The sequence below is a fragment of the Pseudomonas sp. LB3P14 genome (genome assembly GCF_054898045.1).
The window spans coordinates 3431161-3457295 of the sequence record NZ_CM142714.1 but is presented as its reverse complement, the minus strand read 5'-3'; the positions used below and the strand labels follow the sequence as shown (position 1 = coordinate 3457295).

The following is a 26135-nucleotide window of genomic DNA, read 5'->3' as shown; positions in this document are numbered from 1 at the left end:
CGCAGTTTAGGCCGTGATCGTCGGTTGTGGTTCCATCAGTCTGGAATTTGACCGTTCAACCCCTCTAATTCAGGCCCTGTAAGGCTTGGGGTTGAGCGACACACTTTTTTAGGCGCAGAATGGACGCCCTTGGGGTTTTACCTCGCCTGCTAGAAAAGGAAACTCGATGACTCGTCTTCGTGCCATCTGTACCGCGGTTGCACTGGTTTGCGCCAGCGGCCCTGTTTTTGCCGATACCGCCAGCCACAACGCCAGTGCCGAAGCTTTCCTGACCCTGGCGCACGCTGACAAATTGGGCACCCCGGTGTACATGCAAGTGCAGCAAATGTTCGCTCAGCGCTTTGAACAGACCAAAGCACCTGAATCGAAAAAAGCCCTGCTGGAAACCTACCAGGCCAAGGCCAACGCCGCTCTCGACGCAGCCATTGGCTGGAACAAGCTGAAGCCGGACATGGTCAAGCTCTACACCACCAACTTCAGCGAATCCGAGCTGAAAGACCTGGTCGCGTTCTACCAGTCGCCACTGGGCAAGAAAGTCCTGGAAAAAATGCCGCAGCTGACTCAGCAATCGGCCCAGATGACTCAAGCCAAACTGGAAAGCGCAGTGCCTGTGGTCAACAAACTGCTGGCTGACATGACGGCCGAGCTGGAGCCTAAAGGCGCCGCCGCTCCAGCCAAGAAAAAGCCTTAAGCGGAGTTCGGTATGACCATGCAACAACGCATCGAATCGACGCTGGGCCTGTTGCAGCCGCAGCATCTGCAAGTGCTGGATGAAAGCCACATGCACAGCCGTGGGTTGCAGACCCACTTCAAGGCCGTGGTGGTCAGCCAGCAGTTCGAAGGGCTCAACCGGGTCAAGCGTCACCAAAAAGTCTACGGCACGCTCGGCGAGCTGATGGGCGAGTTCCATGCGTTAGCGCTGCATACCTACACGCCGGAAGAATGGGCACAGATGGATGCGGCTCCGGCCTCGCCAACCTGTGCCGGCGGTAGCAAGCATTAAGCATTGGTTTTTTGCTAGAATCCGCAACGCGCCGCTCACCCGGCGCGTTTTTTTTCGCATCCGGTTCACCCCTTACGAGGGTAGCCACCTGGAGAATCACCCATGACACAACAGATTGTCGTGGCGGCACTGTATAAGTTCGTCACCCTGGAAGATTACGTCGCCCTGCGCGAGCCGCTGCTGCAAGTAATGGTCGACAACGGCATCAAAGGCACGCTGCTGATCGCCGAAGAAGGCATCAACGGCACCGTGTCCGGCAGCCGTGAAGGCATTGACGGGCTAATGGCCTGGCTCAAGAACGACCCGCGCATGGACGACATCGACCACAAAGAGTCGTACTGCGACGATCAGCCGTTCTATCGCACCAAAGTCAAACTCAAGAAAGAAATCGTCACCCTCGGCGTTGAAGGCGTGGACCCGAACAAAAAGGTCGGCACCTACGTCGATCCAGAGAACTGGAACGCCTTGATCAGCGATCCTGAAGTGCTGTTGATCGACACCCGTAACGACTACGAAGTCTCGATCGGCACCTTCGAAGGCGCCATCGACCCGAAGACCACCAGTTTTCGCGAATTCCCCGACTACATCAAAGCCAACTTCGACCCGGCCGTGCACAAGAAAGTCGCAATGTTCTGCACCGGTGGCATTCGTTGTGAAAAGGCGTCGAGCTACATGCTCAGCCAAGGCTTCGACGAGGTTTATCACCTCAAGGGCGGCATCCTGAAGTACCTCGAAGAGGTGCCGCAGGAAGAAACCAAATGGCAGGGTGACTGCTTCGTGTTCGATAACCGCGTGACCGTTCGTCACGACCTCAGCGAAGGTGACTACGATCAATGTCATGCCTGTCGGACACCGATCAGCGTCGAAGACCGCGCGTCCGAGCACTATGTGGCCGGCATCAGTTGCCCGCATTGCTGGGATAAGCTGAGCGAGAAGACCCGTCGCAGTGCCATCGACCGGCAAAAGCAGATCGAACTGGCCAAGGCTCGCAACCTGCCTCATCCGATCGGCTACAACTACAAGCAAACTCCTTCAGAGGCTTGAATCATGTCTGCGCAACGCCTGCTCTATGTGATGGACCCGATGTGTTCCTGGTGCTGGGGCTTTGCGCCGGTGGCCAATGCGCTGGTCGAGCAGGCGCAGGCGGCGGGTGTGGATGTGCATCTGGTGGTGGGCGGCTTGCGCACCGGCAGTGGTTCGGCGCTGGAGCCGACGACCCGGCGCTACATTCTTGAACATTGGCAAGCGGTCACCGAGGCCACTGGCCAACCGTTCAAGATCGAAGGTGCATTGCCCGAAGGGTTTGTCTACGACACCGAGCCCGCCTGTCGGGCGCTGGTCACCGCGCGCAGCCTGGCGCCGGATTGCGCGTGGAAACTGCTCGGGCTTATTCAGCACGCGTTTTACGCCGAAGGGCGCGACGTCACCCACGCCAGTGTTCTGGTGGAGCTGGCGGAGCAGGCTGGTCTGCCGCGCATCGAGTTCGCCGCTGCGTTCGACCGTGCCGATATGCACGCCGCGACGGCTGCCGATTTCACCTGGGTCCAAGACTTGGGCATTGCCGGTTTCCCTACTTTGCTGGCTGAGCGTGATGGTCAATTGGCGCTATTGACCAATGGCTATCAGCCGCTCAGCGTATTGTCTCCGTTGCTCGGCCGCTGGCTGGAGCGCGCTGCCTGTGCATGATCTGCCCGACGACGCGCCAGCTCCTTCGCGTGTCGACCGTCTGAGCTGGGTGGAAATCCGTCGCCTGGCGCTGCATCACAAAAAATCCCTTTGGATCGCCAACGGCGTCGCGGTGCTGGCAACCCTGTGCAGCGTGCCAATCCCCTTGCTCTTGCCGTTGCTGGTCGACGAAGTATTGCTGGGCCACGGCGACGCTGCGCTGAAAATCATGAACCACGCGCTGCCTGACGTCTGGCAGAAAGCCGCAGGCTACATTGGCCTGATGCTGCTGGTGACGCTGGGACTGCGGTGCGCCGCATTGCTGTTCAACGTGGTGCAGGCGCGGTTATTTGCGGCGCTGGCCAAGGACATCGTGTATCGCATTCGCGTGCGACTGATTGAACGGCTCAAGCGCATTTCGCTGGGTGAATACGAAAGCCTGGGCAGCGGCACGGTCACCACCCACCTGGTAACCGACCTGGACACGCTGGACAAATTCGTGGGCGAAACCCTCAGTCGTTTCCTCGTGGCCATGCTGACCCTGGTCGGCACCGCCTCCATCCTGATGTGGATGCACTGGAAGCTGGCGTTGCTGATCCTGCTATTCAACCCGTTGGTGATCTACGCCACGGTGCAGTTGGGCAAGCGGGTCAAGCACCTGAAGAAACTCGAGAACGACAGCACCTCGCGCTTCACCCAGGCACTCACCGAAACCCTCGATTCCATTCAGGAAGTGCGCGCCGGCAACCGCCAGGGCTTTTTCCTCGGGCGCCTGGGTCAACGCGCCCGGGAAGTACGCGATTACGCGGTGAACTCGCAGTGGAAAACCGATGCCTCGAACCGTGCCAGCGGCTTGCTGTTCCAGTTTGGTATCGACATTTTCCGTGCGGCGGCGATGCTCACCGTGCTGTTTTCCGACCTGTCCATCGGCCAGATGCTCGCGGTGTTCAGCTACCTGTGGTTCATGATCGGGCCGGTGGAACAACTGCTGAATCTGCAATACGCCTACTACGCCGCTGGCGGTGCGCTGTCGCGGATCAACGAGTTACTGGCCCGGGCCGATGAGCCTGAATACCCCGGCGGTGTCGACCCGTTCAACGGTCGCGAAACCGTGGGCATCGAAGTCCAGGGTTTGAGTTTCGGTTACGGCGACGAACTGGTGTTGAGCCAGATGAATCTGTCGATCGCTCCCGGTGAAAAAGTTGCGATTGTCGGCGCCAGCGGTGGCGGCAAAAGTACTCTGGTGCAGTTGCTCCTGGGCTTGTACACGCCGCTCGCCGGGACGATCCGCTTCGGCGGTTCGACCCAGCAGGAAATCGGTCTGGAAACGGTCCGGGAAAATGTCGCCGTTGTTCTGCAACATCCGGCGCTGTTCAATGACACCGTCCGCGCCAACTTGACGATGGGCCGTGAGCGCAGTGACGAAGCCTGCTGGCAAGCGCTGGAAATTGCGCAGTTGCACCAGACCGTTAGAGAACTGCCCAATGGCCTGGACAGCATTGTCGGGCGCTCCGGCGTGCGGTTGTCCGGCGGTCAGCGTCAACGCCTGGCCATTGCGCGGATGGTGCTGGCCGAACCGAAAGTGGTGATCCTCGACGAGGCCACCTCAGCGCTGGATGCCGCCACCGAATACAACCTGCACCAGGCGTTGGCGCGGTTCCTGAGCAATCGCACCACGTTGATCATTGCGCACCGGTTGTCTGCGGTGAAGCAGGCTGATCGGGTGCTGGTGTTCGACGGCGGGCAAATTGCCGAAGATGGCGACCATCAGCAATTGATTGCCGATGGTGGTTTGTACGCCAAGCTTTATGGGCATTTGCAGCAGCACTGATTGCCTGAATTTAGCTTGGATCGTTAGGGGAACGGGCAGGACTTGAAGAGCTTGAAGAGCTTGAATGGCTTGAAGAACCTGAATCTGAATCCGAACCTGAAGAACTCGAACTTGACGAAGTGCTATCGTCAGCGGCCGGACGCTTTTGCGTATTAGGACGCTTACCCCAAATCACGTTCAAGGCATCGGCTCCACGCTCATGGCCAAACTCTTTCAAAACGATTGAACAGGAATTGCAGGGGGGAAGAGTAGTTACAACAGTGATGGATTTAATATCTTCAGGGTTCGGATACTTCTCATTGATGAAAGCAACTAGTTTACTTTCGCTATCTACCGATGTAATCCGGTTGATGTGATCGGATTTGCTGGCGTCGTCTATGGGGTGCGGTATTGCCAGCAATTTTCCATCGGCGCTCTGACGGAGTGAGGTTAGATCAGTGCCTGGTTTCAGTTTGTCAATATTGAAATAGGATGTGCCATTAAAACTTATCTCCGGGACATTTTCTCTGTTTTTGAACAGTGGAAGATGCCGGGTATTGTCACCTGCACCGGAAACACTGACATAAACCTCGTCGCGCCCAGCCGCATTTTTTACTTTGGCATAGGCAATATTTCTAAAACTAGCTGAAGTCTGATGGACGGGGATAAGCTTGTGTAGCGCTTCCATCGCCTGGTCGATGCCAACCGCAGTTTTACTTGTGCCTGAAGATCCGGGAAGTGTCGATCCACTAAACAGCGCATCAAATGTCTCTGCGGTGGATTTCTGCAGGTCTGCTGGCGCCTGAATATTTGGTTTCCATAGTTTTGCTCCGTCCGGTAATTCAACAACCATCATCCTGGTCCTTTGGTCAAACATCAGAGCTTCGGCCGGACTGGTATCGACCTTTAACCATTTCATATCGGTTGGAGGGTTCAGTGATGTGCCAATAGGTATTGCGATTTCATTCATTTTTGTGAGTGCTGCTTCGACTGTGTCGATTCCATGAATTCGCGCGTTGTTATTGGCGTTGAGCGAGCCTGAATAGACGATTTCCAGCTCTTTTCCAAAAGTCCCTTTGAGCAATTCATTTGGGCTAAGTTTTTTCATCGTTAGCGGCGTTAAAATATTTTCGTGAATCGGCAAGGAGGTCATGTAATAGTTGTCAATATTGAGTCTGGTGAAAATATACTTAGTCTTCTCGTCGATAGAAGGGACGATAATCGCACCTACAATATGCACGTCATCGATGTGCTCCGCAGTACCCGTTACTTTAATGCTGCCATAAATGCCCGATTGGAATTCTATTTCGGCTGATACTAATTCTTTAGGAATGGGGGTTCGTTGAGTGAGACCGACCCATTCGAGCTTCCCTTTATAGGTATTTAACTTGTCGTTTATATGGTGATAGATTTTACCTTCATAGGCGAGCAGGCTGCTGTCTTTGGTTGACTTTGGTGTCGAGGGGTAGAACGTCTCGTCTCCAAACCATGGGGCCCAACCTTTTTTTTCCCTGATTGTTCCTATCGGGGGCCGGTCGGCAGGACCGTCAGTTGATACGTAATTGTTTTTGCATATATCACCAAGAGCACGCCTGGCGCGACAGGGGCGCTGCTTCAGTTTGTTACTGGTATCAAGGCTGCTGACACGACGCAATGTTTCGCCATCCAGTCGATAAGGTATGTCATTGATAAACATCGTGGTTCGGCCGTCTACTTCAAGTATCTCGCGAACACGGCTGTTTTCAGCAACCTCGACTACTACATGACTGTCGGTTTTTTCAAGGGTGTTGTAGTGAGATTGACCTAACGAAAATTCACCTGAAGCATTGGAAATCTGGGGGGCCATAGGGCCTGCCGGATTGTGGGTCAATCAAATGATACGAAGGAATGTTGCCAGCATTCGCACGGCGCAGCACGACATCATCGATACCGTTTACAGATCCCAGTTGGTCACCTGCTGCAAGGGGTTTCCAGCGACCAGGATCTGTTGCCTGAGGCAAACCCTGTACGAAATCGTATTGACCTGTTCTTCCCGCCAGCCCTTTGAGCTTGAAAAGGCCGAATTTGCCAAGCCTGAATACACCGGCTCCCAATGCTCCGAGCAGTGTCGGTATTCCATCGATGGGGTTCAGATTGTTCAACGTCGAGATGAACAGTTTTTTAGTGAGCGTTATAAACGAGGGTAATGTTGCTCGTATGCTCAACTTGCCTGGGACCGATGCCAGTCTGATGGAGCCCGAAGCGAATTTTCCGATGGGAAGCAAAAACGTGGCGACATCGATAAATATACCGAGAAATCCATCTTTGATTTTGTTCGCATCGCCTGAAGCCAGATCTTCGACACTGCTCCAGAATGGAATAATTAGCTTTGTGATTTTGAGGATTGTGTCCTTGGCTTGCTGTTCTTTATCGAATTTTGTTTGATCATAGGCGGCAGTTTTGTAAAGCTCTTCGTCGACGAAGAAAAAGCTGTGAGCGATAAAATAAGTAATCTTGTTTAAGCGCTGCGACTTTAAAGTGCAGGGGTATGATGTGTAGTTCTCACTGATTTTTGGTGCGGGAAATGTTTCTCCGATTTGGTCGATGATTGCCTTGCAAGTTTTATCCTTTTTTGGTTTTGTGCCCTTTTCATGAGCGTCCCAATCAAAAGGTAGTGTTTTGGGGTCGAGGTAATTAACAGGAAGGCTCCCCCAATACGCTTTTGTAAGCTCGCCTCCGACAAGCTCCGACTTGAAGTTGGCTAACCTGCGAATGATGCCGGCGGAGGGTAGTAATTCGTAATAAGACTTTTGGTTTCCATGGTTGACCGCCAAAAAAAATCCTTTGCGCGCCCGTAACGGTAGGGTGATGGCGAGGGTTTCTCTTCCTGCTTCTTTACCGGAAGCTCTTCGGAGCGTCAGTACTTCTACTTCGCCGTACTCCAGGGCCAGACGATCAGCCAATGGCAATGAAGCCAGTTGAGACAGAATCAACTTCTGGTAGGCACCGCGCTGAAGATATAAATGGATATTGAACGATGCCTTGAATAAAAATTTCACGTCAGGCAGCTTGATAACTTTGTTTTGATGAGCAGGCCGGATTGCATTGCTGTCCACGATGTTGTCTGTGTCGAGTTTTATCCACTTATCAGAAACTACGACGCCATCGGTGAAAAACCACTTTTTACCGTTGTATATATTCCCCGACGCGTAGACATCGACAAATGTGTAGGCGTTTACTTGTGTTCTTCCTGCTGGGCCGCCATGCCGTATCGGATTGACGGTGTACTGATTGGCCTCCTCTACCAATTTTGTGTGCTCCGCATTGAACGTGCCAGAACCGAAAATTTTGGTCAGTTTGCTTTTGGCGATTGTCAGTCGGTTGGGAGTAGGCGCAGCAAGACACGTGATGGCCTCGTTAAGAAGGTCTGTTTGAATCTTCAGTTCGTTGGTAGCGAGAAGGATTGTCTCTTCAGTATGGTAGTTGTCGAGTTGCTGACTTAAACAACCGTTTGTGATCGCCCAATCAAGTGTGGGGGCTATCCTGGTCAAAGCAATTAAATCTAAAAGTTCGGCGGATGCACCTTCGGATTTTTTTATTGGAAAGTCTACAAGCTGTTGGAACGTCATTCGCGGGATCAGAGAACGGTCGATGGCTTTGGCGAGATTTACGCCATGGACAAAGTTGACCCATACGATTGAGCTTCTATAGGGCAGGTCTTCCGGAATACCACGAACCTGAAACTCGGCTGGTAACTGCGGCTTTAACAGAGGCGCAAGCAAGATGGCTTCGTTAGTCGTGGACACATGCCCCGAATCAATCAGGTAGGTTTCAAATTCGCTGCGCAGGGTTCGATAGCTTTTGCCCCAGTTGGAAGGCTGTTCAAGTCGAAAACGTTTAATGGTGTCATCGGGTTTGTCATTCGTGAGGCTATACCAGCGCCGGATGGCCTCTGCTACCAACTTTTTTTTGATGGCGCTATCAGGCTCTTCATCGGGCTGTGCGCCATACCATTTCAGTTGTTCCAGCAGTTTCTGCGCCAGCCGTTGCGCTTTATTACCGCTGAGCAGCCGATCCAGGAAAATGGCAGGGGTTGCGCGCAGTTGATCGGCCGCAATATTGACCAGCGCTTCCTTCCCCAGACTTTCAATGACAGATGTTTCATCGTCGTCAAGGATCAGGCTGACGGCATCGAGTAGTGGCCGATGATCGGATTCCGGGATGAGATCTCCAATATCCATGCCGGTTGCCAGACCGAGCGTATAACTCGCCCGCAACTCTTCCAGCTCCTGAATCAAGGTGTTAAGCGTGTCAGCGTTTTGCGGCTTCTTTGGCTGCAGGCCGTAGTACCACAGGAGTTGAGGAAGGCGGAGTAAGCGGTCGGAGCGTAGTTGTCCACCGATGTTGAGCAAGGACTTCTTGATACTTTCCGCGAGATTTCGTAGTGATTGCCGGTCGGTCACGGGCAACGGGACCATTTTTTTGTTCGCGTCAGCGGCCTCAAATTCAACCTGTCCTTCCTTGAGCGTGGCTGTCAGATAGAGGGTGGCGGTACCTCCTGTTTTGGTACGCAATAGAGCAAGGTAGTCCGGGTGATCCAGGAGTTTTTTCAGGTGGGCTTGTGCAATGTCATGCTCCTGAGCCAGGGGAGAATGGGGTTTCGGAGAAAGAAATACACCGGACAGAGGCATGGAGGCGGTTTTGGCGTTGCGCAGCGATGTTATCAGCGCATCAAACTCCGCCAGTTGCGCCAAATGTTGTAGGTGGGTTGTAGCCGCGGGAAGGGTGGTCAGCATAAATAAAGAGAGCCTGTAACTGTAAGTGGGCTCTCATTTTCCGAGTCTAAAGCGCCGTCAATGCGGTACATATGTATTGGCTGTCTCGAAGTTTGGTCCTTTGCTCGCTTGCCGGGATCGAGAACGCACCCTAGTCTAGCTGTAGCGATCACGTTGGATGCTGATCTGGCAGTGCTAAAACAAGGGACCTCATGAATCAAACGCGGACTCTCGGAACGCCACGGTTGTTGGGCATCGTCTGGCCATTCATCGCCGTAGTGCTGTTTCAGGCCCTGCTGGGCGGTGTCAGCCTGTACGTTCTGTCGGCGGTCCGCGGCTATGTTGCCGGTGAAAGCCTGTGGTCCAAGGGCCAGAAAGACGCCATCTATTACCTCAATCTCTACGCCGACAGTCGCGACGAGACGATCTTCAACAAATACCAGAACTCGATCGCCGAGCCTCAGAGCGGTCACGACTTACGTGTGGCGCTGGACCATCAACCACCGAATATCGAGGCGGCGCGACTGGCGATCCTCAAGGGTGGCAACCACCCGGACGATGTTTCCAGTCTGATCTGGCTCTACCTCAATTTCCGGCACTTCAGTTACCTCGAAAAAGCCATCGACCTCTGGACGGTGGGCGACGCGTATCTGGTGCGTCTTGATAGTGTTGCGCGGGAAATGCATCAGCGCATCACTGCCAGTCAGGCCACCGATACCGACATCAAGCGCTGGAAAGACCAGATATTCGCCATCAACGATGGCGTGACACCGGCGGCGAAAGCCTTCAGCGATGCCTTGGGTGAAGGCTCGCGGATGATCCTGCGGCTGCTGCTGGTGACGAACCTGGCCACTGCCCTGGGCTTGATTGCATTGGCCTTGATGCGCACCCACAAATTGCTCAAGCAGCGTCATGCGTTCGCTGACGCTCTGCAGTTGGAGAAAGACCGGGCGCAAGTCACCCTGCAATCGATTGGCGATGGCGTGATCACCACGGATGTCGACGGCGCGATCGCCTACATGAACCCGGCCGCCGAGGCGTTGACGCACTGGAAGGCCGAACAGGCGACAGGTTTGCCGCTGGCGGCGCTGTTTAATCTGCTGGACGAGAACGCTCAGGCCGATGGCTTTACGCTGATCGAGCACATTTTGAGCGGACAGCTCAGCGGTGGCAGCGAACACTCCAAATTGATCCAGCGCCTGGATGGCAGCACGGTGTCAGTCACCCTCGTCGGTGCGCCGATCCGCACCGCTGGCAAGGTCAGCGGCACGGTGTTGGTGCTGCACGACATGACCCAGGAGCGGCAGTACATTGCCAATTTATCCTGGCAGGCGACCCATGACGCCTTGACCGGGCTCGCCAACCGCCGCGAGTTCGAATATCGCCTGGAACAGGGCCTGCACAACCTGGCGCGGCAATCGGGGCGCCATGCGCTGATGTTCCTCGATCTGGATCAGTTCAAACTGGTCAACGATACCTGTGGTCATGCCGCGGGTGACGAGTTACTGCGGCATATCTGCGCCTTATTGCAGTCCGGTTTGCGCGAAGGCGATACCCTGGCCCGGCTGGGTGGCGACGAGTTTGGCATCCTGCTGGAGAACTGCGCCCCGGAAGCCGCTGAGAAAATCGCCGAGGGCTTGCGGCAGACCGTGCAAAACCTGCACTTCGTCTGGAAAGGCCGACCGTTCGTGACCACGGTGAGTATCGGGCTGGTTCACGTCGCTCAGAACCCGACCACCCTCGAAGCCGCGCTGCGCGCTGCCGACATGGCGTGCTACATGGCCAAGGAAAAAGGCCGCAATCGGGTTCAGGTCTATCACGCCGACGATTCGGAACTGTCCCTGCGCTTCGGCGAGATGGCTTGGGTGCAGCGCTTGCACATGGCGCTGGAAGACAACCGCTTCTGTCTATACGCCCAGGAAATTGCACCCTTGGGCCATATCGAAAAGGGCGGCGGACATATCGAAATTCTGTTGCGCCTGCATGACGAAGCCGGACGCATGATTCTGCCCGATAGTTTTATTCCGGCTGCCGAACGTTATGGGCTGATGACGTCCCTTGACCGCTGGGTTGTGCAGAACGTATTCAAGATCATTGCCCAAAGCATTGCCGAAAAGCACAAAGGGCCGTTAGCCATGTGTGCGATTAATCTGTCAGGCACAACTATCGGAGATGACGCGTTTCTGCACTTCCTGCGTGAACAGTTTGTTACTTACTCCATACCGCCTGAAATGATTTGTTTTGAAATCACTGAAACCAGTGCAATTTCCAATCTTGGAAGTGCAATTAGATTTATTAATGAACTCAAAGGTTTAGGTTGCCACTTCTCGTTGGATGACTTCTGCGCCGGAATGTCCTCATTCGCCTACTTGAAACATTTACCTGTAGACTTCCTGAAGATCGACGGGAGTTTCGTAAAGGATATGCTGGACGACCCGATTAACCGCGCCATGGTCGAAGTGATCAATCACATCGGTCATGTCATGGGTAAGCGTACGATTGCCGAGTTTGTTGAAACACCCCAGATCGAGCAGGCATTGCTGGAGATCGGGGTGGATTACGCTCAAGGGTATGTTATTGAACGCCCGCATCTGTTTACCTGCGACAGTTTACAAAGTCGTCCTTCCAGGCCTCAGCCTTTGTTAATCAAGGCGCCTGGCACGTTCCGTTGAAATCTCTTGCTGATCCTTATAATCACAATCAAAAGGAGCTCGACAGTGATCGACACATTCAACCGAACCGGACCACTCATGGAAGCTGCAAGTTACCCCGCCTGGGCTCAGCGCCTGATCCAGGATTGCAGCGAGAGCAAACGCCGGGTTGTCGAACACGAACTGTATCAGCGTCTGCGTGACAACAAACTCAGCGCAAAGACCATGCGCCAGTACCTGATTGGTGGCTGGCCAGTGGTCGAACAGTTCGCGTTATATATGGCACAGAACCTGACCAAGACCCGCTTTGCCCGCCACCCGGGCGAAGACATGGCGCGTCGCTGGCTAATGCGCAACATTCGCGTCGAATTGAACCATGCTGATTATTGGGTGCACTGGAGCCGTGCGCACGGTGTCAGCCTGGAAGATCTGCAAGCGCAACAGGTTGCCCCTGAACTTCACGCTTTGAGCCACTGGTGTTGGCACACCAGTTCGGCGGATTCGCTGATCGTTGCCATTGCCGCTACCAACTACGCCATTGAAGGTGCGACCGGGGAGTGGTCGGCGCTGGTCTGTTCCAGTGGCGTCTACGCGGCATCGTTCCCGGAGGAAGATCGCAAGCGGGCCATGAAGTGGCTGAAGATGCATGCCCAGTACGACGATGCTCATCCGTGGGAAGCACTGGAAATCATCTGCACGCTGGCGGGCATGAACCCAAGCAAATCCCTGCAAGTGGAATTGCGTCAGGCAGTCTGCAAGAGCTACGACTACATGTTCCTGTTCCTGGAGCGTTGCATGCAGCTTGAGCATGCGGAAAAAGCCCCGGTCGCGCGTGAGCGTAGGGCGCTGGCCGAGAGCTGATCCGTTAGTTTGTTCCATTGAAAAAGCCCGCTCCCTCTGTCTGAGGGGCGGGCTTTTTCGTAAGGACAGCCAATCACTAGGCGCTGACTTTTAGTCCAACCAGCCCGGCAATGATCAGCGCCACACTGGCCAGCCGGAACAGCGCCATGGATTCGCCAAACAGAATGATCCCGGCGATCACTGTCCCGACTGCACCCACACCCGTCCAGATCGCATAGGCCGTGCCCAGCGGCAATTCCTTCATGGCAAGGCCCAGCAAGCCAAGGCTGATGGCCATGGCGGCAACGGTCAATGCGGTGGGGAGGGGACGGCTGAAGCCATCGGTGTATTTCAGGCCGACGGCCCAGCCAACTTCGAACAGGCCAGCGAAAAACAGAATGATCCAGGACATGAGAGACCTCCATCGATTGACGGGGTCGTCCCCAGATTAATGACTCGATCGAGCCGCGAGGTCGTCCTCGCGTTGCGCAATAGAGTGCCCATCATTAATCCGGGGATCAAGTTTTCGGATCAGTCGACAGCCTGCTGAGCTGCTGTTTCCCGATCTTCTTTCTCGCTCATCCGGCGGAAATAGGTCGAGAGCAGCGCCCCGGAAATGTTGTGCCAGACGCTGAACAACGCACTCGGCACCGCCGCCAGCGGCGAGAAGTGCGCACTGGCCAGGGCCGCACCCAACCCGGAGTTCTGCATGCCGACCTCCAGCGCCAGGGATTTACGCTGGGCCAGTGGCAGCTTGAACAGCCTCCCGGTGAAGTAACCCAGCAGATAGCCGAAGCTGTTGTGCAGCATCACCACGGCCATGATCAGCAGGCCGGACTCGGCGATCTTCGCCTGACTGGCGGCCACCACCGCTGTGACGATGATCACGATGCTCACTACCGATATCAGCGGCAGCACCTCCACCGCGTGGCGAACCCGATCGCCCAGCAAGCGCTGGGCAACTACGCCAAGGACGATCGGCAACAGCACCACTTGCAGGATCGACCAGAACAGTTCCATGAAGGACACCGGCAACCAGGCCGAGGCCAGCAGCCAGATCAATGCCGGAGTCAGCAGCGGGGCGAGGAGGGTGGTGACAGCGGCAATGGCCACCGACAGCGCCAGATCCCCACGGGCCAGCCACGTCATCACGTTCGACGAGGTGCCACTTGGGCAGCAACCGACCAGGATGACGCCGACAGCGATCTCCGGCGGCAAGTGGAAAGCCTGGCACAGCAACCACGCCACACCGGGCATGATCACGAAATGCGCAACCACGCCCAAGGCCACGCGCCATGGATGGCGAGCGACTTCAGCGAAGTCTTCGAGTTTGAGGGTCAGGCCCATGCCAAACATCACCAGCCCCAGCAGCGGCACGATGGCACCCTTCAGGCCGATGAACCAGGTCGGTTGCAGGAACGCCACGACGGCGAAAATCAGTACCCAGTAAGCGAAGGTGTTGCCGACAAAGCGACTCAATGCAGCCAGTGCACGCATGGCCTGATCCTTATTGTTAAGTAACACCACAAAACCAATGTGGGAGCGAGCCTGCTCGCGAAGGCGTCATCACAGTCAACATCTATGTCGACTAACAATCCGCTTTCGCGAGCAGGCTCGCTCCCACAGTAGATGTCGCCAGCCTTTAGATCCCCTGCGGAGTCTCTTCGCCGCCCAACGCTTCAACCAGCGCCGGCAGGTAGTCGCCGAAGGTCAGCATCATCAGGGTGAAGCTGGCGTCCAGTTGACCGAGGGCTTCTTCGCCACCGTCCTGTTCCGCCTGGTCTTGCAGCAGGTCTTCGAACTTCAGGCGCTTGACCACCATCTTGTCGTCGAGGACGAAAGACAGCTTGTCTTGCCAGGCCAGCGACAGCTGAGTCACCACTTTGCCGGTGCTCAAGTGCAGCTGAATCTCTTCGCTGGTCAGGTCCTGACGCTTGCAACGCACGATGCCGCCATCTTCGTGGGTATCGCGCAGCTCGCATTCGTCCAGCACGAAGAAGTCGTCCGCGGCTTTCTGGGTGGTGACCCATTCAGTCATGGTCGCGGTCGGCGACATTTTAACGGTCAGTGGACGTACCGGCAGTGTGCCGATCACTTCACGCAAGGTGGACAGCAAGTCTTCGGCACGTTTCGGGCTGGCCGAGTTGACCAGAATCAGACCCTGCTTCGGTGCTATGGCAGCGAAAGTCGACGAACGACGAATAAAGGCGCGCGGCAGGAAGGCCTGGATGATTTCATCCTTGATCTGGTCGCGCTCCTTTTTGTAGACCTTGCGCATTTGTTCCGCTTCGATCTCTTCGACCTTTTCCTTCACGGCGTCACGCACGACGCTGCCCGGCAGAATGCGTTCTTCTTTACGCGCGGCGATCAGCAGGAAGTCGCCGCTGATGTGCGCCAGCGGAGCATCTTCGCCCTTGCCAAATGGCGCGACGAAACCGTAGGTGGTCAACTCCTGGCTTGCACATGGACGCGCCAGTTTGGTGGCCAGTGCAGTTTCCAACGCCTCGGCATCAAAAGGCAGATCTTGGGTCAGGCGATAGATAAGCAGGTTTTTGAACCACATGGGGCGAGTCTCTCCTTTATGCAAAGGGGGGCATTATTCTCTTCGCGGCGCCATAGGCCAACCCTTCTCTAAGCCTTTGGAAGGCCTGAAAAATTATTTTAAAAAGTGCTTGCCAGAGGTGAAGTCGCTCCGTAGAATGCGCGCCACACCGAAAGTGAAGGGTGATTAGCTCAGCTGGGAGAGCGTCTGCCTTACAAGCAGAATGTCGGCGGTTCGATCCCGTCATCACCCACCATTCGCTTCCAGTGTTACGCGCAGCGGTAGTTCAGTCGGTTAGAATACCGGCCTGTCACGCCGGGGGTCGCGGGTTCGAGTCCCGTCCGCTGCGCCATATTCGGTAATCTGGAACGCTGAACGCCAGGTCACCACGGAAAAGCCCGCTAACGCGGGTTTTTTTCTGTCCGTAGTTCCTGCAGGGTGTATCGTTTTACGGGTTTTCAGATTTTTTTGATTAATTTATCAATTAAATCAACACGTTATGAAAATCTGTGGCACAATGCGCCCCGCAACGAAGGTAAAGGGTGATTAGCTCAGCTGGGAGAGCGTCTGCCTTACAAGCAGAATGTCGGCGGTTCGATCCCGTCATCACCCACCACTACTTTCAATGTTACGCGCAGCGGTAGTTCAGTCGGTTAGAATACCGGCCTGTCACGCCGGGGGTCGCGGGTTCGAGTCCCGTCCGCTGCGCCATATTCGGTAATCTGGAACGCTGAACGCCAGGTCACCACAGAAAGCCCGCTTAACGCGGGCTTTTTGCTGTCTGGGGTTTGGCTCCTGCCGGGTTCCACTGAGAAAGCGACCTTCGGGTCGCTTTTTTTCGTTCTGCCTTCTTATTGTTCGGCATTGCGGCTGTGTCGGTAGTCGCTCACGGCGTCATACACGGCTTTGCGCAACCGGTTGATGCCGCCAATGGGGCGATGAGCCTCAAGGCCAAACCACGGGTTGAACGACTGGTTATCGCATTGCACGTTCAGCGCAGGCGTATCGAAGTCCTGGGGGGGGACTTTGAGCCGCGCCACGGTCTCGAACAGGGCATCGCTTTGCTGCCATTCAATGCTCGTGTCTTCGATCGGCATGTACTTGGCCGGGTCCTGGCGTTGTATCTGCAGGACGAAACAGGCCGGCATCCGATCGGTCGACAGTTGCTGGTTCAGCGCATTGCGCAGGAAGTTCGGCAACTTCTGGTTTTGCGCGGGAAGGTTGTAGGCCGGGCAACTTGCCATATCGGGCATGACGCGGAACTTGGCATTGGCTTCGCCGAATTTGTAGGGCGAAACCGAAAAGTAAGTCGTCTGGGTCGGACTTTCCGGGGCGGGTGACAGTGTTGCCAGCGCGATAAACAGATGGCGAACCTGCCAGGTCCGCGGGTCCCAACCCGGGAAGAACGCCATCAGCTTCTTGCCGTCAGCCTGTGCGGCTACATTCTGACGGTACTCGGCGACATCGCTGACGAAGAAGTTCGGATGGCTGAACATCACGAAGTCCTGTTCGCCACGACTCTGTTGATCGTTCAGCAGTTGTTTGCCGGGTACATCGAGCAACTTGATCGCCATGCCCCTTGCATCGCGGATGCTGTCGAACTGCGGGTAGGCATTGCCGTTGGAAAGTCGCATCGTCGCTTGCCAGGTTTTGCCGGGTTCGCTGAACACACCCTGACGCAATTCACCCGCCAGATCTGGCAGCACCTCAACCTCGGCCTTCACACAGCCATGGGCCTTGGCATGGGCGTCACGCAGATAGCGGGTGCTTTCACGGTGCTGGTCGACGATGCGCACGGCTGTCTGGATGATGTCTTGGGTCATCGCTGATTCGCTATCCGGAATCAGTTCTTCTGCCGAAACCGGGCCGCTGTGCTGCCAGGCGAACCATGCCGTGGCCAGCGCCCAGCCGAGCAATCCAAGGCCCAGCGACCACAGCAGGGTTTTGCCGAGAAAGGCGCCAAAACGCATCCAGAGTCTACTCATGGCAATTGCGACTCCAACGGGCCGCCCAATACTTTCAAATATTCCAGCAACGCCCAGCGCTCCTCCGGTCGCAGCCAGCGGCCGATAACGCCGTTGCCACGCTTGCCTGCGCGGAACTCATGGCCACTGTTGTGATTGCCGGTGATGCGCGTGTCGAACAAAAATCCATTGGTGAAGGCCTCAGTGCGATAGCCGAGGTGCCTCGGGTCGTACTCGAAAGTGCCTTTGTAGAAGAGGGTTGCGCGTTCATCCTGGGGCGAGAGCAACTGATAAATGTTCGGCACCGAACCGTTATGCAGAAACGGTGCGGTGGCCCAGACTCCTGCCAATGGTCGCGCCTTGTAGGCGCGCAATTCGCGCACGCCAATCGGCAGGCCGAAGCCATCCATGCCCGGTCGTTCGGCTGTAGAAATGTTTGCTTCACGGTAGGCCCGGTTTCCGACGAAAGCGGTGATGTAGGCCAACCCTTTAGCCGATGAGAGCTTGCTCATATCCAGCGATTCAGTGGGCGTTGGCTGCAATTGCACATCCAGTTGCGCCAGCTCTGCCGGGTCCCATTGCAGGGCTGTGAGGTCGAAACGATGGTCAGCGATGTTATTGGCCGCGCCGGCGTCTGTGCCAATGAACTCCGCGGGCAGCATTTTCAAATGTTGCACCCAGCGCCCGTCGCTTTGGACCGATCGAGGTACATGGCAGCCGGCGCAGTTCTCGGTGAATAATTCGCGACCTTTTGCGGCCTGGGTTTTGTCGATGGCGCCCAGCAGTTCTTCCGGCCAGGCCGGTGGTTTTAGCCGTTGCAGGGTTTGTTCGATCAGGTGCAGGTCGCGCAAGCGGACACTGGACGGATAGCGGGCGTCACCTTTAAGCGGTTGGCCGTTAGCGTCGAAGAAATTCAGCGTGGCACCCACACCCAAGGCCTCACCGATGTTGCGGGCCATCGGCTGCTGCGCCGAACCGTTCCACTGCACCCAGTCGAAGGTCCACATGTCCCACAGTTGTGGATAGTCGACCGGAGCGTCGGCCACGCGGTAGTTGGCGGGGGAAATAGCATCGCCGAAACTGGCGTTGGCAATACGCCCGAAAGCGTCGGTGCGGCCGGGGCCTTCTTCGGTGGGGTAGAGCCCGCGATGGGTGTCGTTCCAGGCCACCTTCAAGAAAGTGTCGAGAGAGACTTTGACGTCTTTGCGCAGTTGTTGATGCCGGGCATCGTAGTCCTGGCCCAACACTTTGCGTGCGAAACGTTCGAATTTCCACGGGTTGTAGTAAGTCGACGTCAGACTTGCCACCAGCGCTTGCCCGAAACTGCCGCCGCGCAACATAGGAACGCTGGATGGCAGAACGTGCTGCGCCGAACCACCATCGATGCGCACGGCCTGGCCGTTAAAGCGCAGTTCGCCGGTGTGGCAGGCGGCGCAGGTGATGTCCAGAAACTCGTCCTGGCTTCCAGGGTTCTGATGACGGGCAAAACCTACGGGTAGATTGCCGGGGTTGTTCGGTGTGGGTCTCTGGCTGGGGTCGATCAGAAAACCGAAGCGGGCGAGGTATTCGGGAGCGGCGAATCGCTGTTGCGAGAACGGCAATTCGAGGGCCTTGAACCAGTCATAGCGCAAGCCTTTGACCTGAGTACCCTGAGGTGTGAAGTAGTAAGTCTCGCGGTCGGCGGCGCTCCATTGCTCCAGGTAATGCACCTGCTGCACGGGTGACCAGGCCGGCAATTTCGGATTGGCGACGTAGTACAGAGCCACGGCGAGGCCCAGCCCCAGGAGAACTGCGAACAGAACCAGCAAGCGGAAGAGGAGACGCAAGATAAACATCCTTGTCGATTTTATAGCTCCCTTATGCCTCAGCACCTGAGGTGCGGCAAGTGGCCATTACGCCAGATGCTGTGGGATCGGTATCGGTCTGTGTGAGCAAAAGATGACAGAACCTTCATCATCCCATTCCCGAAATGCGTTAAAACACCTGAACTTATCAGAAGTTTCCTGCTCTCATGCCGGTAGCCATTGGTCGTGGCCGCCTGATAAGCTCGCGGCTTTATTCGATTGCCCTTTAGGCGCATGAACAAGGAAATAGCATGAAACAGCATCGGTTGGCGGCGGCGGTGGCCCTGGTTAGCCTGGTACTTGCGGGTTGTGATTCGCAGACCAGCGTAGAGCTGAAAACCCCGGCGCAAAAAGCTTCCTACGGGATTGGCCTGAACATGGGCAAGAGCCTGGCTCAGGAAGGCATGGATGATCTGGACTCCAAAGCCGTAGCCCAAGGCATCGAAGATGCCGTCGGCAAGAAAGAACAGAAGCTGAAGGATGACGAACTGGTCGAAGCCTTCGCAGCACTGCAAAAGCGTGCTGAAGAGCGTATGGCCAAAATGAGCGAAGAGTCGGCAGCCGCCGGCAAGAAATTCCTCGAAGACAACGCCAAGAAAGCCGGTGTAACCACCACCGCTTCGGGCCTGCAGTATGAAGTAGTGAAGAAGGCCGATGGCGCACAGCCTAAGCCGACCGACGTAGTGACCGTTCACTACACCGGCACCCTGACCAACGGTACTGTTTTCGACAGCTCCGTCGAGCGTGGCAGCCCGATCGATCTGCCGGTCAGCGGTGTGATTCCGGGTTGGGTAGAAGGCCTGCAACTGATGCACGTTGGCGAGAAGTACAAACTGTACATCCCTAGCGAATTGGCTTACGGCGCCCAAAGCCCAAGCCCGGCGATTCCAGCCAACTCGGTGCTGGTATTCGACCTGGAACTGCTGGCGATCAAGGATCCAGCAAAACAAGACGCCACTGCCCAGTAACCGGCGTCTGCTCTAAAAACAACGCCTCGCTTATGCGGGGCGTTGTTGCATCTGGCGTTCAGCGAAGGTAAACAAAGCGAACGGATGCTGTAGGCTGGAGTCATAGCCATTGAGGACGCCTGTGCTAGCCGCGTCAGAACGCCAAGTCAATGAAATCTTGGGTTTTTTTATGTGAGTAAAAAACGCCCGATCTGAGTTAAGCCCTTATGAAACGGGGCTTTCAGCCATGAAAAGCAGCTCTGTTCACAAGGTTATCCACAATTTGTGTGGATAACATTTCAGTGGGAGGAATGATGAAAACGCCTTGGAATTTCGCTCGTTTCCTGCCTCTGGCTGGACGGCTGCTCGCGCGTGGACGTTTGCCGACCTTGCTCTTCGCGGTGGCCAGCAAAGGTGCCAGCCAAGGCAACCGCCTGGGCAAACTCAAGGATGATCTGCGCTTGTTGCAAGCACTCTGCCTGGCTTATTGGCGCGGTGAGTATCGGGCCATCAGCCCCAAAGCCCTGATATCAGTCGTGGCAGGCCTGATGTACTTCCTCAGTCCAGTGGATGCGATTCCGGATTTCATTCCGGTGTTCGGCATGCTCGATGACATCGCAGTGCTGGCTTGGCTGATGAAAGTCCTCGACGACGAACTCAACGCCTTCCGCGCCTGGCGCAATCGTCAGCTGCCGGAGAAGCTCGCAGTGGTTGAGCGCCTACCCGATACCCCGGAACAACTTCAGCTTCAGGGGCCAAAAAAAAACTGAGTTGATTCAGTCTCATCCACAGATTGATGCCCCCCGCGACCTTGGCCGCTGTTAGGATTACACTTCTAGGGAAAAGTGCCGACTCGCTAAGTGTTGTTGTCCTACGGGGTAGTCATGGATATTCAGATAATTACACGCGAAGGCGAGCCCGAATATGCGGTTCTGCCGTGGGCTCAGTATCAGGCTCTACTGAAAGCAGCAGGCATCAACGAACAACCGCCGCAGGTCGCTCCAGAGCGTCACGCGGCAACACCAGACCAGATTCTTCCGGGTCTGGATCAACTACGAAGTTTGCGCGAAGGGAAGGGCATCGCCATCGAGGCGCTGGCCCGCACGGTAGGCATCAGCCCGTCTTATCTGGCCTTGATCGAAAGTGGCGAGCGTCAACCCGACGCTGCGATTCGCCGCAGCCTGGCCTGGGAATTGACGGTGCCAGGGTGGAGGGATGAATCGTGAGCGTACGCATCAGTCGTCAACATTGGGACGGGTTGCTGGGTGAACTGGATCAGGCGCGCCGCCAGCGCCATCTTCTGACATATCGTGCGTTGCTCGAACGTTTGCAACTGCCCACGCCGGCCATGCAAACCCTGACTGCCGCCCTTGAACATCTGGCCGCGCTGGACGCCAAGGCCGAGCAGCCCTTGCGCAGCTCGCTGGTGATCAGCCAGGGTGCCAGCCGCTTGCCGCGCACCGGTTTCTTTGAATGTGTCGAGCGTCTGGGGCGTTTCTCCGGTCCTTCCGATGGCATCGCCGCAGCGTCCTGGCATGCTTCGGAAGTGGTGCGGGTGTTCGAGTACGAATACCCCGAGTCGGCGGAGGCCTGAGTGTTTCTGCGACTCAAGGCGAAGGCCAGTTACTGGCTGGCGCGTAGGCTGTTTCACTGGTCGTGGTTTGTGCGTCAGCCGCGTGGCTGGAGCTGGCTCGAAGGCCAGTTCGCCCGCATGGCGAACCTGGGTGATGTCGGCGCCCAGAGCTTCTATGGCCACATCCTGACCTTTCGCGGGGTCGGCCTTGGGGCACGCGAGGAGGGTGTGAGATTGCTGCGCCTGGCGGCGTTGGCGGGGGATGGCAAGGCAGCGTACCAGGTGGGCGTGATCAGTCTTGCCGGAACGCCGAGCAAGGCACCGGATCCGGTTGAAGCTGCGCGGTTTTGGGAGATGGCTGCCAAAGCAGGACATCCGTTGGCGGAGATCAAACTCAGAGAGCTGGAGTCCCGTCACTCCGAGCCTCCACTTACGAATTAAGGTTGCCTGAACTTGCCCGCGATTACGTTAGCTCGATCACCGCTGCCCGACGAGCAATTCTTCTCCAGGCACCGCCAGACTATCAATCACATGCACGCTATACCCCGGCACATTCTTCGCGTGGTGCTTGGCTTGCGAGGCCATCTCCGCCAATTGGCTTGCATCGAGTTGTCCACAGGCCTGTGGATGCAAGTGCACCACGCCGATCGACAGTGACAGCAACGCAAACTCCTGACGCACGCCCTGACGGTTTGGGGCGATGAAGCAGCCAGCTTCCAGGTGTTCGCTGCGGTAGAAGCGTCGGCACTGGCTCTGGAAGTCGTCCAGCAACTGGTTCAAACGTTTGCGCCAGTCTTCCGGGCCGAGCACCAGCAGGAAGTCATCGCCGCCGATATGCCCGACGAAGTCGCGGGAAGGGTCGACGCGATCATTCAGGCATTGCGCCAGGCACAGTAGGACTTCGTCCCCGCGGCCGTAGCCGTAGATGTCGTTGAAGGGTTTGAAACTGTCGATGTCCACGTAGCAGATCACCGATTCCCGTTGCTGTTGCAGCAGTCGTGTCAAGCATTGCTGGATCGGCACGTTGCCAGGCAACAGGGTCAGCGGGTTGGCGTAACGGGCTTGCTGGATCTTCAGTTCGGTAATCAGTTTGAGTACGTCGATCACTCGGCCCAGTCCCAGGTAACCGCCGTTGAGGGTGATGATGAAATCTTCTTCGATGCGCTGCCGCGCGCGGCTGGTGATCAGGCGACTCACTTGTTGCAACGACTGGCTCATCTCAACGGCGAGGAAGTCATCGCTCATTAAGCGGCTGATCGGTTTGCGGGCGAACAGGTCGGTGGCAAAGGGTTTGAGCAGTGCGTCGGAGAGCGAATGCCGGTGGACGATCCCGCAGGGCTGGCCTTGGTCGTCGAGCACCGCCAGGGAGTTCAGGTTGGCCTGGCGACGGAAGGCTTCCAGCACCGTGGCGGTCGGTGTATCGCGACCCACTGCCGGTTGGTCGTTGAGCAGGGCACTAAGGTCACTGCCTTCATCGTTCAGCGCCACGGCGGAGCTGTCATGTTTGGGCATCATCGCTCGTGCGTCCCGAGGCGGTTGCTCTTGAGGCCGACAGAGCAAATAACCCTGGACCAGGTCGACGCCCATCTCGGTCAATACCGCGAGTTCTTCCGGCAGCTCGATGCCTTCGGCGATCACTTGCGCCCGCGAGGCCTTGGCGATTTGCAGGATAGAGCCGACGAATTCGCGCTTGAGGGCGTCCTGGTGAATGCCGTCGATGAAGTGTCGATCAATCTTCACGTAGTCTGGACGCAGTTCGGACCAGAGCCGCAAGCTCGAATAGCCTGCACCCAGATCATCCAGAGCAATGGAAAACCCCATCGCTCGATAGTGATGCAACGCGGTTTGCAGCAGCTCGAAATCGTCGGTCGGGGTCTGTTCAGTCAGTTCGATCACCACCTGACTCGGCGGTATGCCGAAATCCTGCAGCAGTTGCAGGGTGCGACCGGGTTGGTGTGCGGCTTCGAGCAAGGATTCCGGGGAAACGTTGAGGAACAGTTTGCCGGGCAGTTGTTGTTCGTTGAAGCGGCGGCAAGCGCTTTGACGGCAAGCGATCTCCAGTTCGCTCAGGCGGCCAGCCTGCCGGGCGACGGCGAACAGTGCGATGGGGGAATGCAGCGGACTGTTGGAGGGGCCGCGACTGAGCGCTTCGTAACCCAGAATGCGTCGCTCAGAAAGGCAAATGATCGGCTGGAACAGGCTGTGCAAACCGCTTTGAGCCAGTATGGAACTCAAGGCACTCAGCTGTTCTGTGGTGGTCATGGCTTTCTCTGGCGATAAAAAAAGGACTGGGAGCACACTCTTGGATAAAGAGGTGCTCCCAGTCCTGTATTTCACGACAGGATGATGACTGTTTGATGACGCTCCGGGGAGCGTCACCATTAAATTGCCATCATCTTGCTTGTAACAACTTAGTGCTTGGCTACCGCGGTGTTGAGTTTCAGGTAGTCCAACAGAATCCGCCCGGTCTCACTCAAGTAAGCATCGTCTTCTGGTTTGGTCTTGTCTGGCTCGGCCGCGATCGCGTCTTCGTCTTCTTTCTTCAGCTCTTTGAGCGGTTCTTCGCCCTTGGCCTTGCGACGGATATTTTCCATGGCAAGTTGCTTGGCTTCGATATCAGCGTGTTGGGCACGACGATCAGCTTCATTGAGGCTGACGGTTTTTTCCGCCATCAGTTTCTGTGCCAGGGCCAGTTTGTCGCGGATGAATACGAACTCCGCGTCTTTGGCCGAGCGTCCGTCATGCTCGGATTTAAGCTGCGAGATGTACGGCTTGAACGGGTCGACCGCAGGCTTGATGGCCGCACGGATGGTGTCCCACGGCATGGCTTCAGGCAGTGCGCTTTCGCCGATTTCCTTGGTGTCGATGATCGACGGGTAATCGATGTCCGGCAGTACGCCCTGATGCTGGGTGCTCTGGCCGGAAACCCGGTAGAACTTGGCCAGGGTCAGTTTCAGTTCGCCATGGTTCAGCGGCTGAATAGTCTGCACGGTGCCTTTACCGAAGGTCTGGCCGCCGATGATCAATGCGCGGTGGTAATCCTGCATGGCACCGGCAAAAATCTCCGAAGCCGAGGCGGACAAGCGGTTGACCAGCAACGCCATTGGCCCTTTGTAGAAGGCACCCGGGTTTTCATCTTCCAGCACATCGACCCGGCCATCGGCATTACGCACGAGAACGGTCGGACCTTTGTCGATGAACAGACTGGTCAGCTCGGTGGCTTCCTGCAGGGAACCACCGCCGTTGTTGCGCAGGTCGATGACTACGCCGTCAACTTTGTCTTTCTGCAACTCGGTCAGCAGTTTCTTGACGTCGCGAGTGGTGCTCTTGTAGTCCGGATCGCCAGCACGGAAGGCCTTGAAGTCCAGGTAGAAGGCCGGGATCTCGATGACGCCGAGCTTGTAGTCCTTGCCGTCCTGTTTCAGGTTGAGGACCGACTTCTTCACAGCCTGGTCTTCAAGCTTCACTGCTTCGCGGGTGATCGGGACGACTTTGGTGGTCTGGTCGTTCGGCGCGTTGCTGGCCGGGATCACTTCCAGGCGCACCACGGTGCCTTTCGGCCCACGGATCAGCTTGACCACTTCGTCCAGACGCCAGCCGACCACGTCGACCATTTCCTTGTTGCCCTGGGCAACGCCGATGATCTTGTCAGCCGGTGCGACTTGCTTGGTCTTGTCGGCCGGGCCTGCCGGCACCAGACGCACGACTTTCACCTGGTCGTTGTCGCTCTGCAACACGGCGCCGATGCCCTCGAGGGACAGGCTCATGTTGATGTCGAAGTTCTCCGCGTTATCCGGCGACAGATAGTTGGTGTGCGGGTCGTAGGACATGGCGAAGGTGTTGATGTACGCCTGGAAGATATCTTCCGGACGGGTCTGGTCCAGGCGCGCCAATTGGTTCTTGTAGCGCTTGGTCAGGGTTTCCTGAATCTGCTTGGGCTCTTTGCCGGCAATCTTCATCCGCAGTACTTCGTCCTTGACGCGTTTGCGCCACAGGTCGTCGAGTTCTGCAGTGGATTTGAGCCAAGGGGCGTCCTTGCGATCGATCAGCAAGGTTTCCTTGGTGGAGAAATCAATTTTGTCGACGCCTTTGTTCAGCTCGGCAAGGGCGAAGTCCAGACGCGCTTTGACGCGGTCCAGGTAGCGCTTGTAGATGGTGAACCCGGCGTTCAGGTCGCCGCTTTTGAGGAAGTCGTCAAACTGGGTTTTCCACTTGTCGAATTCGGCAATGTCGCTGGCCATGAAGTAGCTGCGCGACGGGTCCAGCAGCTTGAGATAGCTGTCATAGATGATCGCGGAGCGCGCGTCATCGAGCGGCGGCTTGCTGTAGTGATGGCGCTTGAGCAACTCGACGACATTCAGGCTGGCGATCACTTCATCACGATCAGGCTGAAGCTTGTCCCAGCTATTGGCTGCAAACGAATTGGTCGACATCGGCAACAGACCGATACCAATGAATAGGGCTAGGGCGGTGCTGGGGAAAAAATGCTTCATGCTGATTCGACGCGGGGACAATTGATCACGCATATTAGGCCGTCTTTGA

General features: G+C 56.4%; 21 protein-coding genes and 4 tRNA genes. 16 read left to right on the top strand and 9 right to left on the bottom strand.

The genetic code is table 11. The features are described 5' to 3' along the window. Positions 1-166 precede the first annotated feature (166 nt). From ACYZT5_RS16020 to ACYZT5_RS16000, 5 genes are all read left to right on the top strand, one after another. Complete coding sequence (locus tag ACYZT5_RS16020) at positions 167-691, top strand: DUF2059 domain-containing protein (RefSeq protein WP_056742489.1); 525 nt, start codon at positions 167-169, stop codon at positions 689-691. Between the two features lie 12 nt (positions 692-703). Next, entirely contained in the window at positions 704-1003 is a 300-nt protein-coding gene (locus ACYZT5_RS16015; RefSeq protein ID WP_462051940.1) for a BolA family protein, read from the top strand. Positions 1004-1105: 102 nt separating this feature from the next. Next, positions 1106-2047 carry an oxygen-dependent tRNA uridine(34) hydroxylase TrhO gene (trhO, locus tag ACYZT5_RS16010; RefSeq protein ID WP_462051939.1) on the top strand — a complete coding sequence of 314 codons (942 nt, stop codon included), beginning with the start codon at positions 1106-1108 and terminating at the stop codon, positions 2045-2047. A gap of 3 nt (positions 2048-2050) precedes the next feature. Next, on the top strand, positions 2051-2689 hold the full coding sequence (locus tag ACYZT5_RS16005; RefSeq protein ID WP_462051938.1) for a DsbA family protein: 639 nt from the start codon (positions 2051-2053) through the stop codon (positions 2687-2689). Then, positions 2682-4499, top strand: a complete 1818-nt coding sequence (locus ACYZT5_RS16000) for an ABC transporter ATP-binding protein (protein WP_462051937.1) — start codon at positions 2682-2684, stop codon at positions 4497-4499. The genes ACYZT5_RS16005 and ACYZT5_RS16000 overlap by 8 nt, the downstream gene beginning before the upstream one ends. Before the next feature lie 10 nt (positions 4500-4509). Here the strand turns inward: ACYZT5_RS16000 and ACYZT5_RS15995 are convergent, their stop codons facing one another. Together ACYZT5_RS15995 and ACYZT5_RS15990 are read right to left on the bottom strand one after the other, a co-directional pair. Beyond that, complete coding sequence (locus ACYZT5_RS15995; protein WP_462051936.1) at positions 4510-6324, bottom strand: deaminase domain-containing protein; 1815 nt, start codon at positions 6322-6324, stop codon at positions 4510-4512. Then, a complete protein-coding gene (locus ACYZT5_RS15990; RefSeq protein WP_462051935.1) occupies positions 6293-9253 on the bottom strand; it encodes a hypothetical protein in 2961 nt (986 codons plus the stop codon). The genes ACYZT5_RS15995 and ACYZT5_RS15990 overlap by 32 nt, the downstream gene beginning before the upstream one ends. A gap of 191 nt (positions 9254-9444) precedes the next feature. On the opposite strand from ACYZT5_RS15990, the gene ACYZT5_RS15985 reads away from it, so the two are divergent. Together ACYZT5_RS15985 and ACYZT5_RS15980 are read left to right on the top strand one after the other, a co-directional pair. Next, complete coding sequence (locus ACYZT5_RS15985; protein WP_462051934.1) at positions 9445-11904, top strand: EAL domain-containing protein; 2460 nt, start codon at positions 9445-9447, stop codon at positions 11902-11904. A gap of 78 nt (positions 11905-11982) precedes the next feature. Continuing rightward, positions 11983-12744 carry a TenA family transcriptional regulator gene (locus ACYZT5_RS15980; RefSeq protein WP_462051933.1) on the top strand — a complete coding sequence of 254 codons (762 nt, stop codon included), beginning with the start codon at positions 11983-11985 and terminating at the stop codon, positions 12742-12744. A gap of 76 nt (positions 12745-12820) precedes the next feature. On the opposite strand, the gene sugE is transcribed toward ACYZT5_RS15980, so the two are convergent. From sugE to rdgC, 3 genes are all read right to left on the bottom strand, one after another. Then, positions 12821-13135 carry a quaternary ammonium compound efflux SMR transporter SugE gene (sugE, locus tag ACYZT5_RS15975; RefSeq protein ID WP_027922462.1) on the bottom strand — a complete coding sequence of 105 codons (315 nt, stop codon included), beginning with the start codon at positions 13133-13135 and terminating at the stop codon, positions 12821-12823. A gap of 119 nt (positions 13136-13254) precedes the next feature. Beyond that, positions 13255-14220, bottom strand: coding sequence for a bile acid:sodium symporter family protein (locus tag ACYZT5_RS15970; protein WP_462051932.1), 966 nt, complete (start codon positions 14218-14220; stop codon positions 13255-13257). Between the two features lie 145 nt (positions 14221-14365). Further along, positions 14366-15286 (bottom strand): recombination-associated protein RdgC, encoded by a 921-nt coding sequence (gene rdgC, locus ACYZT5_RS15965; protein ID WP_462051931.1) that lies wholly within the window; start codon positions 15284-15286, stop codon positions 14366-14368. Between the two features lie 159 nt (positions 15287-15445). Between rdgC and ACYZT5_RS15960 the strand changes: the two genes are divergently transcribed. The 4 genes from ACYZT5_RS15960 to ACYZT5_RS15945 all read left to right on the top strand — a co-directional run bounded on the left by ACYZT5_RS15960 (position 15446) and on the right by ACYZT5_RS15945 (position 15976). Continuing rightward, positions 15446-15521, top strand: a tRNA-Val gene (locus tag ACYZT5_RS15960). Between the two features lie 19 nt (positions 15522-15540). Continuing rightward, positions 15541-15617 (top strand) — tRNA-Asp (locus tag ACYZT5_RS15955). A gap of 188 nt (positions 15618-15805) precedes the next feature. Beyond that, positions 15806-15881 (top strand) — tRNA-Val (locus ACYZT5_RS15950). An 18-nt stretch (positions 15882-15899) separates the two neighbouring features. After that, positions 15900-15976, top strand: a tRNA-Asp gene (locus tag ACYZT5_RS15945). A 140-nt stretch (positions 15977-16116) separates the two neighbouring features. Here ACYZT5_RS15945 and ACYZT5_RS15940 read toward each other — a convergent pair. Together ACYZT5_RS15940 and ACYZT5_RS15935 are read right to left on the bottom strand one after the other, a co-directional pair. Further along, the gene (locus ACYZT5_RS15940) at positions 16117-17250 is read right to left on the bottom strand and encodes a catalase family protein (RefSeq protein WP_462051930.1); all 1134 of its coding nucleotides are present in this window, start codon (positions 17248-17250) and stop codon (positions 16117-16119) included. Further along, positions 17247-19055, bottom strand: coding sequence for a di-heme-cytochrome C peroxidase (locus ACYZT5_RS15935; RefSeq protein ID WP_462051929.1), 1809 nt, complete (start codon positions 19053-19055; stop codon positions 17247-17249). The genes ACYZT5_RS15940 and ACYZT5_RS15935 overlap by 4 nt, the downstream gene beginning before the upstream one ends. A 269-nt stretch (positions 19056-19324) precedes the next feature. Here ACYZT5_RS15935 and ACYZT5_RS15930 point away from each other — a divergent pair, with 269 nt between their 5' ends. The 5 genes from ACYZT5_RS15930 to ACYZT5_RS15910 all read left to right on the top strand — a co-directional run bounded on the left by ACYZT5_RS15930 (position 19325) and on the right by ACYZT5_RS15910 (position 22034). Further along, a complete protein-coding gene (locus ACYZT5_RS15930; protein ID WP_462051928.1) occupies positions 19325-20041 on the top strand; it encodes an FKBP-type peptidyl-prolyl cis-trans isomerase in 717 nt (238 codons plus the stop codon). A 293-nt stretch (positions 20042-20334) separates the two neighbouring features. Continuing rightward, positions 20335-20790: a YkvA family protein gene (locus tag ACYZT5_RS15925; protein ID WP_462024636.1), complete on the top strand. Its 456-nt coding sequence runs from the start codon at positions 20335-20337 to the stop codon at positions 20788-20790. A gap of 114 nt (positions 20791-20904) precedes the next feature. Then, a complete protein-coding gene (locus ACYZT5_RS15920) occupies positions 20905-21246 on the top strand; it encodes a helix-turn-helix domain-containing protein (RefSeq protein ID WP_282381005.1) in 342 nt (113 codons plus the stop codon). Then, on the top strand, positions 21243-21614 hold the full coding sequence (locus ACYZT5_RS15915; RefSeq protein ID WP_059401930.1) for a hypothetical protein: 372 nt from the start codon (positions 21243-21245) through the stop codon (positions 21612-21614). The genes ACYZT5_RS15920 and ACYZT5_RS15915 overlap by 4 nt, the downstream gene beginning before the upstream one ends. Beyond that, positions 21615-22034 (top strand): SEL1-like repeat protein, encoded by a 420-nt coding sequence (locus ACYZT5_RS15910; RefSeq protein WP_462051927.1) that lies wholly within the window; start codon positions 21615-21617, stop codon positions 22032-22034. Positions 22035-22070: 36 nt separating this feature from the next. Here ACYZT5_RS15910 and ACYZT5_RS15905 read toward each other — a convergent pair whose 3' ends face one another. Both ACYZT5_RS15905 and ACYZT5_RS15900 read right to left on the bottom strand, forming a co-directional pair. Continuing rightward, a complete protein-coding gene (locus ACYZT5_RS15905) occupies positions 22071-23855 on the bottom strand; it encodes a bifunctional diguanylate cyclase/phosphodiesterase (protein ID WP_462051926.1) in 1785 nt (594 codons plus the stop codon). Positions 23856-24004: 149 nt separating this feature from the next. Beyond that, entirely contained in the window at positions 24005-26086 is a 2082-nt protein-coding gene (locus ACYZT5_RS15900) for a carboxy terminal-processing peptidase (protein ID WP_462051925.1), read from the bottom strand. Positions 26087-26135: the final 49 nt, after the last annotated feature.